The organism is Actibacterium sp. MT2.3-13A, assembly GCF_018139985.1.
Classification (GTDB): Bacteria; Pseudomonadota; Alphaproteobacteria; order Rhodobacterales; family Rhodobacteraceae; genus JAGSOU01.
In genome coordinates this window covers 87,661-99,924 of record NZ_JAGSOU010000010.1, presented here as the reverse complement: position 1 = coordinate 99,924, position 12,264 = coordinate 87,661, and the positions used below count along the sequence as shown (strand labels likewise).

Below are 12,264 nucleotides of genomic sequence, written 5' to 3'. Positions count from 1 at the left end.
TCCTCCCCGCAGGACGAGACTGGAAACGCGAGGGCCATTGCCCTCGCGTTTTTGTTTGCGGCGGCGCAAGCGGACCCTTAGGTAGGGTCCGGGATCGCGGCAGAAGGAGGCGGGGCAATGCGGCTGTTCGTTGGGCTGGGCAATCCCGGCGCGAAATATGCGGGCAACCGGCACAATATCGGCTTCATGGCCGTGGACCGGATTGCCGAGGATCACGGCTTCTCGCCCTGGCGGACGAAATTTCAGGGCGAGATCTGCGAGGGCCGTCTGGGACGCGAGAAGGTGGTGCTGCTCAAGCCCGGGACCTTCATGAACCGCTCGGGTCAGGCGGTGGGAGAGGCGCTGCGCTTCTTCAAGCTGGAGCCCTCGGACGTGGTGGTGTTCCACGACGAGCTCGACCTCGCGCCGGGCAAGGCGCGGGTCAAGCAGGGCGGCGGGCATGCCGGCCATAACGGGCTGCGCTCCCTTCACGCCCATATCGGCGCGGACTACGGGCGGGTGCGGCTGGGAATCGGCCATCCTGGCCACAAGGACAAGGTGGCAGCCTATGTGCTGAACGATTTCGCCAAGGCCGATCAGGATTGGCTGGACGACCTGCTGCGCGGCATCTCGGACGGTGCCGTCGCGCTGGCCGAGGGCGACACCGGCCGCTTCATGAACGCGGTTGCACTGCGGGTGGCGCCGCCGCGATCGTCGAAACCGGCCCCGGAGGAGCACAACGGCCGCCCCGCCCCCGCGCCGGAAACCGAGCCCGAAACCGACAGCCGCAGCCCGCTGCAGAGGTTGGCCGACAAGTTCAGATGACCCCGCGCGCGGCAGGCCGGACGGCGCCGCGCCGCGGGACAGGATGACCGGAAACGGCAAGGAGATCGCAATGCCCGTCGACATGCTGCCTTCGCGCAATGTCCTGGGGGGCGTTCTGGCGCCCTGCTCGAACGCGCCGCTGACCGGGTTCTTCCGCAATGGCTGCTGCGACACCGGGCCCGCGGACCGCGGCAGCCACACGGTCTGCGCGGTCATGACTGCCGAGTTCCTGGCCTATTCCAAATATGTCGGTAACGATCTCAGCACGCCGCGCCCCGAATTCGGCTTTGCCGGGCTGAAACCGGGTGATCGCTGGTGCCTGTGCGCCGGCCGTTTCCTGCAGGCCCATGACGAGGGCTGCGCGCCCGAGGTGCGGCTGGAGGCCACCCATGAGGCGGCCTTGGAGATCGTGCCGCTGGCGGTGCTGAAGGCGCATGCGGCGGGGCGCAGCGGCTAGCCTTTTCCGGGGGGCAGCGCATCGTCCATCAGGTCGTCGATGAACAGGCTCAGAAGCTGCGGGCGGCCGCTGACCCCTGCCTTGCGGTAGATCGCGTTGGTCTGGGCCTTCACCGTGCCCTCGGAGGTGTTGCGCAGCGCCGCGATCTCGGCCGTGCTCAGCCCCTTGATCGAGAACAGCGCCACGTCGCGTTCGGCCGGGGTCAGCGCCCAGGCCGTGAACCGTTCCTCGATGACGTCCAGGAAGGCGCCGCGCGCCAAGCGCAGCTGCTCATGGGCGCGGGCGCTGCGCTGCATGGTGCGCCGCAACGCCATGGCCCCCAGCACCAGCCCGAGGATCAACCCCAATGCGGCGCCGATCTCCAGCAGTTCGCGGGTCTGCCAGCTGAGCGGCGTGCTGCGCGCGCCCACCACCGTCAGGAAGATATCCGAGACGAAAAACACGGCGCAGAGCGCCTGAACGAGCCACACGGCCGCTATGAAGATCCTGTCCGTCATCGCCTTGCGCCCGCGCCGCCTACCGGGGCCGGCCGCAGGGTGCGGGTCGCGGTTCATCTGTCATCCTTGTCATCCCCGCTGTCGTCATCTTCCCCGCCGTCGTCGTCGCCACCGTCGTCATCCTCGCCGCTGTCGTCGCTGTTGTCGTCGCCGCCGCTGTCGTCGTCGCCGCCGCTGTCGTCGCTGCCGCTATCGTCGTCCTTGCCGTCGTCGTCGCTGCCGTCGTCGTCCTTGCCATCGTCATCGCCGTCCCTGCCGCCCGGGCCGGAACGATCGCCGCTCCGGTCCGGAGCGATCAGCCCGCCGCCGGGCTCCTGGCCTTCCCAGAAATCACGGAGGATCTCGCCCGTGCGGGGGTTGAGGATGATCTCGCGTTCATACCCGCCCCCGTGCGCGACGATCCGCATCCGGCCCAGCAGGGTGCGCGACACCCGGATCGAGGTGAAGCCCTGCTCCCGGAGCTGGGCCACCACGCGATCTTCCAGGCTGGCCGCGGCAGCCGGGCCCGCGGCCACGGCCGTGGCGAGGGCCGAAGCCGCCAGAAGCTGCACGAGAAACTGCCTGCGCTGCATCATGTCACCTTTTCCAACCACGCCGACGCCCCGCAAACCGAAATCGGCCGGGACGCCGGGCCTGACCCGCGCTCAGTATGCGCGCCGGTCCTTATTTGCCGTCATCATCGCCGTCTTCGTCGCCGGAGTCATCATCTTCACCGTCGTCGTCCGAAGAGTCGTCTTCCTGATCGTCATCCTGGTCATCATCATCCGAGGAGTCATCATCGTCCTGGCCGTCGTCGTCGGAGGAGTCGTCGTCCTGACCGCCTTGGTCGCCGCCGCCGCTGCCGCTGTTGCCGCCGTGATCGTCGTCGCCGTCGTCGCCCGAGTCGTCGTCCGAGCTGTCGTCATCGGAGCCGTCGCCCGAATCGTCATCGCCCGAGTCGTCGTCGGAACCGTCATCGTCCGAGCTGTCGTCGTCGGCGCTGTCATCGTCCGACTCGTCATCGTCGGTGCTGTCGTCATCACTCGATTCGTCTTCGGTGGCACCGTCATCCGACGATTTGACCTCCTCGCTCAGGACGTTGCCCTGGGCATCGTAGCTGCGCGAGACCTCCTGGCCCTGGCCGCGGCCCTCTTCCTGCAGCAGGTTGCCGTCGCGGTCATAGACCCGCTCGGTCTCCCGCAGTTCGTTGCGGGCCTCGACCTTGATACGGCCCGTCAGGGTGCGGCGGATCTCGATCCTGGCGTAGCCGTCGGCGGCCAGTTCCGAGACGATACCGTCGATCACCGGATCATTCTGCTGCTGGGCGATGGCGGTTCCCGACATCAGGGCGGTGGCGGCCGAGATGGCAATGAATTTCTTGATCTTCATCTTCACATTCCTTTCCGGTTCGCGGCCACACACCCCGTGCGGCGCTGCGAGAGAACGGAAAGCACGCCCGGGCGGCCTCCTCCATCGACCTGGGGTTTAATTGGCGGGGCATAAACCCCGCTCAGACCGGCATAAACCTGAGTTTACGACCGGCGCCGGCCATTTCAGGCCGTCACGCCCATGTCGAAACCGAGGTGCCGGGCCACGGTGAAGATGTCCTTGTCGCCGCGGCCGCACATGTTCATGCAGATGATGTGGTCCCGCGGCAGATCGGGGGCGATCTTCATCACATGCGCCAGCGCGTGCGAGGGCTCCAGCGCGGGGATGATCCCCTCGGTCTGGCAGCACAGCTGGAACGCCTCCAGCGCCTCCGTATCGGTGATGGCGACATATTCGGCGCGGCCGGTGTCGTGCAGCCAGCTGTGCTCGGGCCCGATGCCGGGATAGTCGAGACCGGCCGAGATCGAGTGGCCCTCGAGGATCTGACCATCGTCATCCTGCAGCAGATAGGTGCGGTTGCCGTGCAGCACCCCCGGCCGCCCGCCGGTGAGCGAGGCGCAATGCTCCATCTTCTCGTTCACGCCCTTGCCGCCGGCCTCCACGCCGATGATGCGGACATCGGTGTCGTCGAGGAAGGGGTAGAACAGCCCCATCGCGTTCGACCCGCCGCCGATCGCCGCGACCAGGGTGTCGGGCAGCCGGCCCTCGGCCCGCTGCATCTGCTCCTTGGCTTCCTTGCCGATGATCGACTGGAAATCGCGCACCATAGCCGGATAGGGATGCGGCCCCGCCACCGTGCCGATGCAGTAGAAGGTGTCGCGCACATTGGTCACCCAGTCGCGCAGCGCGTCGTTCATCGCGTCCTTCAGCGTGCCGCGGCCGGAGGTGACGGGAACCACCTCGGCGCCCAGCAGACGCATGCGGAACACGTTGGGCGCCTGGCGCTGCACGTCATGGGCGCCCATGTAGACCACGCATTTCAGCCCGAACTTGGCGCAGACGGTGGCGGTGGCCACGCCGTGCTGGCCGGCGCCGGTCTCGGCGATGATGCGGGTCTTGCCCATGCGGCGCGCGAGGATGATCTGCCCCAGCACGTTGTTGATCTTGTGCGCGCCGGTGTGGTTCAGCTCATCGCGCTTCATGTAGACCTTGGCGCCGCCCAGATGCTCGGTCAGGCGGCTGGCGAAATAGAGCGGGCTGGGGCGGCCGACATAGTGGGTCCACAGGTCGTTCATCTCGTCCCAGAAGCTCTGGTCGGTCTTGGCCTTTTCGTATTCCTCCTCAAGGCTGAGGATCAGCGGCATCAGGGTTTCGCTGACGAAACGGCCGCCAAAGATACCGAAGCGGCCCTTCTCGTCGGGGCCGGTCATGAAGCTGTTGATAAGGTCGTCGGACATGGTTGAACTCCCCGCTCTCTGCCTGTCGTGTTTAGGGCGAAGGGCCGGGATTGACCATGAGAAAATCGCCGCGCCGGCGGGCCTGGCGGCGCTCAGGCCCGCCGGGCAGCCGCGATGAAGGCGCGGATCAGGTCCGCGTCCTTCACCCCCGGCGCGCTTTCCACGCCAGAGGAGACATCGACCTGTTTCGCCCCGGTCATGCGGATGGCCAGCGCCACGTTTTCCGGCGTCAGGCCGCCGGCCAGCATCCACGGCACCGGCCAGCGCCGGTTCGCGATCAGCCGCCAGTCGAAGGCGATCGCATTGCCGCCGGGCAGCGCGGCCCCTTTCGGCGGCTTGGCGTCCACCAGGATCTGATCGGCCACCCGTCCGAATTCGGCCAGCTTGGGCAGATCCGCCTCTTCGGCGATCCCCACCGCCTTCATCACCGGCAACCCGTAGCGCGCCCGGATCTCGGCCACGCGCGCCGGCGTCTCCGAGCCGTGCAGCTGGAGCATGTCGAGCGGCACCTCGCCCACGATCCCGTCCAGAGTGGCGTCGTCGGCATCGACCACCAGCGCCACCTTGGCGACGCCGGGCGGCACCTCGGCGGCCAGCGCGCGCGCCTCGTCGGGGGTCACGGCGCGCGGCGATTTCGGGAAGAAGACAAATCCGACATAGGCCGCCCCCGCCGCCACCGCAGCCGCGATCGAGGCCGCGTCGCGCAGGCCGCAGATCTTGACCCGGATATCGGCGGTCACGCGCCCGCTCGCCCCGCCTTGCCGCCGCCGTCCTCGAGCAGGGCCAGGACCTCGTCCTTACCCTCGCTCTCGGCCTGGCTGTGCTTCAGGCGCTTGACCTCGCGCTCCAGCGTGGCGGCCTCGCGCCGGGCGCGGCCGGCCTCGGCGCGCAGCCTCGCCTCGCGCAGCCATTCCCAGACGAAGCCGATCAGAAGCCCCGCCACGATGCCCAGGAACACCACCAGGAAAAGCGGCAGGTGCAGTTGCCAGGAGATCCCGGAGAACGCCGCCATTTCCTCGGGCAGCAGGCGCAGGGTCACGATCTGACGGTTGGCCAGGGCCACGGTGATCAGGCAGATCGCCAGCACCGCAAGGAACAGGTAGCGCAGGTATCGCATCGGATGTCCGTCTATTTCTCGTCGTTCAGGCGTTCGCGCAGCAGCTTGCCCGTCTTAAAGAACGGAACGTATTTCTCTTCAACCTCCACCGCCTCGCCGGTGCGCGGGTTCCGGCCGATGCGGGCCTCGCGCTTCTTCACCGAGAAGGCGCCGAAGCCGCGCAGCTCGACCCGGTCGCCGCGGGCCATGGCCGAGATGATCTCTTCGAAGATGGTGTTCACGATCCGCTCGACATCCCGTTGGTAGAGATGCGGGTTCTCCTCGGCGATTTTCTGGATCAACTCGGAACGGATCATGGGCGCCTCCCCCGCGGATGGCGCCTGGTGCTGCGCCGGTTGAGTGTCTCGTCGTTGCGACTATATGCGCGTTTTCCCGACAGAGAAACAGAAACCATTGAAATGCGGGGGAAAACTGCTGCCTTCGACGCGATTTCCGAGGCCAGCCGCCGGGCATGACGCCTACCGCGGGCCAATCGCGCGGCGTTCACCCGCGCGCGGCGGGGACAGCCACGCGCATGATTCGGAGGCCGCGCCCGTCCGGTTTGGCGCCGAGGGGCGGTTTCGCGGCGCGACCAAAAGAAAACGGCCCCGCGGATCGCGGGGCCGTTCCAGTTCACAGGCGGTCAGGTAAGCCCTTGGGCTTACTCGTTGCCCTTCAGGGCCGCGCCCAGGATGTCGCCCAGCGAGGCGCCCGAGTCGGACGAGCCATACTGTTCGACGGCCTCTTTCTCTTCGGCGATCTCGCGCGCCTTGATCGACAGGCCCAGACGGCGGGTCTTGCTGTCGATGTTGGTGACGCGGACATCGACCTTGTCGCCGACCTGAAAGCGCTCGGGGCGCTGCTCGGCGCGGTCACGCGACAGGTCGGAGCGGCGGATGAAGGACTTCATGCCCTCGTATTCCACCTCGATGCCGCCATCCTCGATCGCGGTGACCTCGACGGTGATGACCGAGCCGCGCTTCACGCCGCCAACGGCCTCGGCGAACGGATCGCCTTCCAGCGCCTTGACGGAGAGCGAGATGCGCTCCTTGTCGGTGTCCACCTCGGTGACCACGGCCTTGACCACGTCGCCCTTGTGGTAGTTCTGGATGGCCTCTTCGCCGCGCTGATCCCAGCTCAGGTCGGAGAGGTGCACCATGCCGTCGATGTCGTCGTCGAGACCGATGAACAGACCGAATTCGGTGATGTTCTTGACCTCGCCCTCGACCTCGGTGCCCACGGGGTGGGATTCGGCGAAGACTTCCCACGGGTTGCGCATGCACTGCTTGAGACCCAGCGACACGCGGCGCTTGGCGGTGTCGATCTCCAGCACCATGACGTCCACCTCCTGCGAGGTCGAGACGATCTTGCCGGGATGCACGTTCTTCTTGGTCCAGGACATTTCCGAGACGTGCACCAGGCCCTCGACGCCGGGCTCCAGCTCAACGAACGCACCGTAGTCGGTGATGTTGGTGACGCGGCCCTTGTGGACCGAGCCCAGCGGGAACTTGGCTTCCACCGAATCCCACGGGTCGGCCTGCAGCTGCTTCATGCCCAGGCTGATACGGTGGGTGTCCTTGTTGATCTTGATGACCTGGACCTTGACGGTCTCACCGATCGACAGGATCTCGGAGGGGTGGTTGACGCGGCGCCAGGCCATGTCGGTGACGTGCAGCAGGCCGTCCACACCGCCCAGGTCCACGAAGGCACCGTATTCGGTGATGTTCTTGACCACGCCGTCAACCGCATCGCCTTCGGAGAGCTTGGCGATGACCTCGGCGCGCTGCTCGGCACGCGATTCTTCCAGGATGGCGCGGCGCGAGACAACGATGTTGCCGCGGCGGCGATCCATCTTCAGGATCTGGAAGGGCTGCTTCAGACCCATCAGCGGGCCGGCGTCGCGCACGGGGCGCACGTCAACCTGGGAGCCGGGCAGGAAGGCCACGGCACCGCCCAGATCGACGGTGAAGCCACCCTTGACGCGGCCGAAGATCGCGCCTTCGACGCGCAGCTCGTCGGCATAGGCTTTTTCCAGGCGGTCCCAGGCTTCCTCGCGGCGGGCCTTGTCACGGCTGATGACAGCCTCGCCACGGGCGTTCTCCACGCGGTCGAGGAACACCTCCACCTCGTCGCCGACGGCGATTTCCGGCGCTTCGCCGGGATTTGCGAATTCTTTCAGATCAACGCGGCCTTCCATCTTGTAGCCGACGTCGATGATGGCCTGACCTGCCTCGACGGCGATCACGCGGCCTTTGACAACGCTGCCTTCTTGCGGCGTGTCGATCTCGAAGCTTTCTTGCAGGAGGGCTTCGAATTCCTCCATCGATGCGTTTTGAGCCATCTGGTCTCGGTTTCCTTTACTAACGCTTTAGCTGGCCGCGCGGTTGTCTCCGCCGGTCTTTGGGTTGGTCACTGCACGGTCACGCCAAAAACACGAAGGGCCGGTGGTTATCCCCGACCCTGCCCGCGTCATCCGGCTGTTCCCGCCTTGTCGACGGGGCGTCTATACCCTGTTGCCGGGGAGGGAGCAAGGCCCTTGGAAAAAAGGCCCCTAACGGCGCGCAGCCTCGATCACCGCGATCGCCCTGGCGACCGCCGCCTCGATCGACAGTTCCGAGGTGTCCAGCACCACCGCGTCCGCGGCCGGCTTCAGCGGCGCCGTGGCGCGTTCGCTGTCGCGGGCGTCGCGCGCCTGCACATCGGCCAGCACCTGCGCGCGGGTCACGGCATGCCCCTGGCCGGTCAGCTCCAGATAGCGGCGCTCGGCGCGAACCTCGGCGCTGGCCGTGACGAAGAGCTTCACCTCCGCCTCGGGGCAAATCACGGTGCCGATGTCGCGCCCGTCCAGCACCGCGCCGCCCGAGCGCCGGGCAAAGGCGCGCTGGAAATCCACCAGCGCCGCGCGCACCTCCGCGATCGCGGCCACCTTGCTGGCGGCGTCGGCCACCTCGGGCGTGCGCAGGTCGTCGCGGTCCAGATCCTCGGGGCGCAGGCTTTCGGCCGCCGCCACCGGGTCGAGCCCGTCCAGCACCCGCCGCCCGGTGGCGCGGTAGAGCAGTCCGGTGTCGAGATGGGCGAAGCCGAAATGCGCCGCCACCGCCTTCGATAGCGTGCCCTTGCCCGCCGCCGCAGGCCCGTCGATGGCGATGGTGAAGCTCATTCGCCCGCCCGAACGAACTGCGCGCCCAGCTTCTCCATCAGCGGCTCGAAGACCGGGAAGGAGGTGGCGATCGGCCCGGCGTCATCCACCGTCACCGGCTGCTGCGCCGCCATGCCGGCGCAGAGGAAGGACATCGCGATCCGGTGATCAAGCCTTGCGGCGCAGGTCGCCCCGCCCGGCAGGCCGCCCGGCCCCATCCCGTGCACGATCAGCGTGTCCTCGTCCTCCTCGACGGTGGCGCCGCAGGCTTCCAGTCCGCGCGCCATGGCGTCGATGCGGTCGCTTTCCTTGACCCGCAGTTCCTTGACGCCCTTCATCACGGTCGCGCCCTCGGCGAAACAGGCCACCACCGACAGGATCGGATATTCGTCAATCATCGAAGGCGCGCGCTCGGGCGGCACCTCGATGCCCTTCATGTTCGGCGAGAACCTCGCGCGCAGATCGGCCACCGGCTCGCCGCCTTCCTCGCGCATGTTTTCGAAGGTCAGGTCCGCACCCATCTCCTGCAGCGTGGTGAACAGCCCCGCCCGCGTCGGGTTCAGCCCGATATTGGGCACCAGCGCGTCCGAGCCCTCGACGATCAGCGCGGCGCAGACCGGGAAGGCGGCGGAGCTGGGATCGCGCGGCACGACGATGGTCTGCGGCAGCAGCTCCGGCTGGCCGGTCAGCGTGATCACCCGGCCCTCCTCGCTGTCCTCGACCCGGCACTGGGCGCCGAATCCCGTCAGCATCCGCTCGGTGTGATCGCGCGTGGCCTCCTTCTCGATCACGACGGTCTCGCCCGGCGCGTTCAGCCCGGCCAGCAGAACCGCCGATTTCACCTGCGCCGAGGGCACGGGCACGGTATAGCGCACCGGCACCGGCTCGGCCGCCCCGACCACGGTCATCGGCAGCCGCCCGCCGCTGCGGCCATAGGCGCGCGCGCCGAACAGCGCCAGCGGATCGGTCACCCGCCCCATCGGCCGGCCGCGCAGCGAGGCGTCGCCGGTGAAGGTGGCGGTGATGGGCGAGGTCGCCATCGCCCCCATGATCAGCCGCACGCCGGTGCCCGAATTGCCGCAATCGATCACGTCCGAAGGCTCGGCAAAGCCGCCGACGCCGACGCCGCCGACCGTCCACGCGCCGGTGCCGTGATGGGTCAGCTCGGCGCCGAAGGCACGCATCGCGCGTGCCGTGTCCAGCACGTCCTGCCCTTCGAGCAGGCCGGTGATATGGGTCTCGCCCACCGCCAGCGCGCCCAGGATCAGCGAGCGGTGGCTGATCGACTTGTCGCCCGGCACATGCGCCTCGCCGGTCAGCGGGCCGGATCTGCGCGAGGTCATGGGAATGGGGTCACCGTGGCCGGACATGTCTACCTCTCCTGTGGCTCAGCCGTCTGATAGCGCAGCGCGGCCCACCCGTCCATGCGCCGCGCCCCTTTCTTCTTGGCAAAAATACTCCCGCCGGAGGCGTCCCGCCCTCACCGCCTGCGAAACGTCAGGTAATGCGGCACCCGGCCCTCGCGCAGCGCCTTCTGCTCGTAGCGGGTGGAAATCCAATCGTCCCAGGGCTCGCGCCAGTCTGCGGGGCGCTCGGCCAGCCACTCGAAGCCCTGGCGCGGCACCTGCTCCAGCGTCTGGCGCACATAGTCCGGGATGTCGGTCGCCACGCGGAACGCCGCGCCGGGTTTCAGCACCCGGGCCAGCGGCTCCAGGTATTCCGGCATGACGAAGCGGCGGCGGTGATGCTTCTTCTTCGGCCAGGGGTCGGGATAGAGCAGGAAGGCGCGCGAGATCGAGGCATCGGGCAGCACATCGAAGAGGTCACGCACATCGCCGGGATGCACCGCCACGTTCTCCACCCCGGCCTCGCGGATCTTGCCCAACAGCATCGCGACACCGTTGATGAAGGGCTCGCAGCCGATGATCCCGGCCTCGGGGTGCCGCGCGGCCTGATGCACCATGTGCTCGCCGCCGCCGAAACCGACCTCGAGCCACACCTCGCGCCCGCCGAACAGCGCCTGGAGATCGAGCGGCCTGCGCTCGGGGTTCGCCTCCCAGTCCACCGCCCCGGGCGAGAGCCTGGCCAGATCCTCGTCGAGAAAGGCCTCCTGCGACTTGCGCAGCCCCTTGCCCTTGAGCCGGCCGTAGAAATTGCGCCAGGGCGCGCCAGAGGGGTGTTTGCCGTCGGTCATGCGTCGTCCATCAAGAGAAGGGCCCCGGATCGCCTCCGGGGCCGCTTTTTCGCGTTGCAGGCGCGCGGGGTCAAGCCCGGGAGGCTCAGATCGCCTTTTTCAGCGCCTCGACCAGATCGGTGCGCTCCCAGCTGAAGCCGCCGTCGGCGTCGGGTTCACGGCCGAAATGACCGTAGGCGGCGGTGCGCTGGTAAATCGGCTTGCACAGGTCCAGATGGTCCCGGATGCCGCGCGGGCTGAGGTCCATGACTTGGCCCACGGCGCGCTCGATCTCGGCCTCGGGCACGATGCCGGTGCCGTGGGTGTCGATATAGATCGACAACGGCTTGGCCACGCCGATGGCGTAGCTCAGCTGCAGCGTGCAGCGGTCGGCCAGCCCCGCGGCGACCACGTTCTTGGCGAGATAGCGCGCGGCATAGGCGGCCGAGCGGTCGACCTTGGTCGGGTCCTTGCCCGAGAACGCGCCGCCGCCATGCGGGGCCGCGCCGCCGTAGGTGTCGACGATGATCTTGCGCCCGGTGAGGCCCGCGTCGCCGTCGGGCCCGCCGATCACGAAGGTGCCCGTGGGGTTGACCCACCACTCGGTCTCGTCGGTGATCCAGCCCTCGGGCAGGACCTCGCGGATATAGGGCTCAACGATGGCGCGGATGTCGTCCGAGGTCTGGTCCTCGCTGGCGTGCTGGGTCGAGAGCACGATCGAGCTCACCCCCACCGGCTTGCCGTTCTCGTAGCGCACCGAAAGCTGCGATTTGGCGTCCGGACGCAGCGTCGGCTCGGCCCCCGATTTGCGCGCCTCGGCCAGCCGGCGCAGGATGGCGTGGGCATACTGGATCGGCGCCGGCATCAGCTCGGGCGTCTCGTTCACGGCATAGCCGAACATGATGCCCTGGTCGCCCGCGCCGTCGCGGTCCACGCCCTGGGCGATATGGGCGGATTGCTCGTGCAGGAAGTTCAGCACATGGCAGGTGTTCCAGTGGAACTTCTCCTGCTCGTAGCCGATATCGCGGATGCAGTCGCGGGCGATCTGGCCGATGCTGCCCATCATGCGTTTCAGCCGATCCTGATCCGACAGGCCCACCTCGCCGCCGATCACGACCATGCCGCTGGTCACGAAGGTCTCACAGGCGACGCGCGCCAGCGGCTCCTCGGCGAGGAAGGCGTCGAGAATGGCGTCCGAGATGCGGTCGCAAACCTTGTCGGGATGACCTTCGGACACGGATTCCGAGGTGAAGATGTAGTTCTGCCGGCTCATGGGAAGTGCTCCATTATGATGATCCCCGCCACGCCAGGAAGCCGTTGTGGCGGTTCGTGC

At 67.8% G+C, this 12,264-nt stretch carries 14 protein-coding genes and 1 riboswitch; of the genes, 2 read left to right on the top strand and 12 right to left on the bottom strand.

Going from position 1 to position 12,264, the window contains the following annotated elements; all coding sequences use genetic code 11:
• Window positions 1-117 precede the first annotated feature (117 nt).
• Together pth and KCI33_RS10825 are read left to right on the top strand one after the other, a co-directional pair.
• Entirely contained in the window at window positions 118-804 is a 687-nt protein-coding gene (pth, locus tag KCI33_RS10830) for an aminoacyl-tRNA hydrolase (RefSeq protein WP_212524804.1), read from the top strand.
• A gap of 70 nt (window positions 805-874) precedes the next feature.
• Window positions 875-1,261 carry a DUF2237 domain-containing protein gene (locus KCI33_RS10825; protein ID WP_212524803.1) on the top strand — a complete coding sequence of 129 codons (387 nt, stop codon included), beginning with the start codon at window positions 875-877 and terminating at the stop codon, window positions 1,259-1,261.
• Here KCI33_RS10825 and KCI33_RS10820 read toward each other — a convergent pair.
• From KCI33_RS10820 to metK, 12 genes are all read right to left on the bottom strand, one after another.
• Window positions 1,258-1,758: a LuxR C-terminal-related transcriptional regulator gene (locus tag KCI33_RS10820; protein WP_212524802.1), complete on the bottom strand. Its 501-nt coding sequence runs from the start codon at window positions 1,756-1,758 to the stop codon at window positions 1,258-1,260. The two genes, KCI33_RS10825 and KCI33_RS10820, sit on opposite strands and share 4 nt — an antisense overlap.
• Before the next feature lie 53 nt (window positions 1,759-1,811).
• On the bottom strand, window positions 1,812-2,333 hold the full coding sequence (locus KCI33_RS10815) for a hypothetical protein (RefSeq protein WP_212524801.1): 522 nt from the start codon (window positions 2,331-2,333) through the stop codon (window positions 1,812-1,814).
• Between the two features lie 88 nt (window positions 2,334-2,421).
• A complete protein-coding gene (locus tag KCI33_RS10810; RefSeq protein ID WP_212524800.1) occupies window positions 2,422-3,126 on the bottom strand; it encodes a hypothetical protein in 705 nt (234 codons plus the stop codon).
• A 164-nt stretch (window positions 3,127-3,290) separates the two neighbouring features.
• Window positions 3,291-4,523 (bottom strand): tryptophan synthase subunit beta, encoded by a 1,233-nt coding sequence (gene trpB / locus KCI33_RS10805; protein WP_212524799.1) that lies wholly within the window; start codon window positions 4,521-4,523, stop codon window positions 3,291-3,293.
• 92 nt (window positions 4,524-4,615) lie between these two features.
• Entirely contained in the window at window positions 4,616-5,263 is a 648-nt protein-coding gene (locus KCI33_RS10800; protein WP_212524798.1) for a phosphoribosylanthranilate isomerase, read from the bottom strand.
• On the bottom strand, window positions 5,260-5,640 hold the full coding sequence (locus KCI33_RS10795) for a LapA family protein (RefSeq protein ID WP_212524797.1): 381 nt from the start codon (window positions 5,638-5,640) through the stop codon (window positions 5,260-5,262). The genes KCI33_RS10800 and KCI33_RS10795 overlap by 4 nt, the downstream gene beginning before the upstream one ends.
• Window positions 5,641-5,651: 11 nt before the next feature.
• Entirely contained in the window at window positions 5,652-5,936 is a 285-nt protein-coding gene (gene ihfB, locus KCI33_RS10790; RefSeq protein ID WP_212524796.1) for an integration host factor subunit beta, read from the bottom strand.
• 344 nt (window positions 5,937-6,280) lie between these two features.
• The gene (rpsA, locus tag KCI33_RS10785; protein ID WP_212524795.1) at window positions 6,281-7,960 is read right to left on the bottom strand and encodes a 30S ribosomal protein S1; all 1,680 of its coding nucleotides are present in this window, start codon (window positions 7,958-7,960) and stop codon (window positions 6,281-6,283) included.
• Between the two features lie 210 nt (window positions 7,961-8,170).
• Window positions 8,171-8,779, bottom strand: coding sequence for a (d)CMP kinase (gene cmk, locus KCI33_RS10780; RefSeq protein ID WP_212524794.1), 609 nt, complete (start codon window positions 8,777-8,779; stop codon window positions 8,171-8,173).
• Window positions 8,776-10,128, bottom strand: coding sequence for a 3-phosphoshikimate 1-carboxyvinyltransferase (gene aroA / locus KCI33_RS10775; RefSeq protein WP_212524793.1), 1,353 nt, complete (start codon window positions 10,126-10,128; stop codon window positions 8,776-8,778). Before aroA ends, cmk begins: the two co-directional genes overlap by 4 nt.
• Before the next feature lie 110 nt (window positions 10,129-10,238).
• The gene (locus KCI33_RS10770) at window positions 10,239-10,952 is read right to left on the bottom strand and encodes a tRNA (guanine(46)-N(7))-methyltransferase TrmB (RefSeq protein ID WP_212524792.1); all 714 of its coding nucleotides are present in this window, start codon (window positions 10,950-10,952) and stop codon (window positions 10,239-10,241) included.
• Between the two features lie 85 nt (window positions 10,953-11,037).
• Entirely contained in the window at window positions 11,038-12,204 is a 1,167-nt protein-coding gene (gene metK / locus KCI33_RS10765) for a methionine adenosyltransferase (RefSeq protein WP_212524791.1), read from the bottom strand.
• A gap of 6 nt (window positions 12,205-12,210) precedes the next feature.
• A riboswitch (SAM-SAH riboswitch) is annotated at window positions 12,211-12,260 on the bottom strand.
• Window positions 12,261-12,264 lie beyond the last annotated feature (4 nt).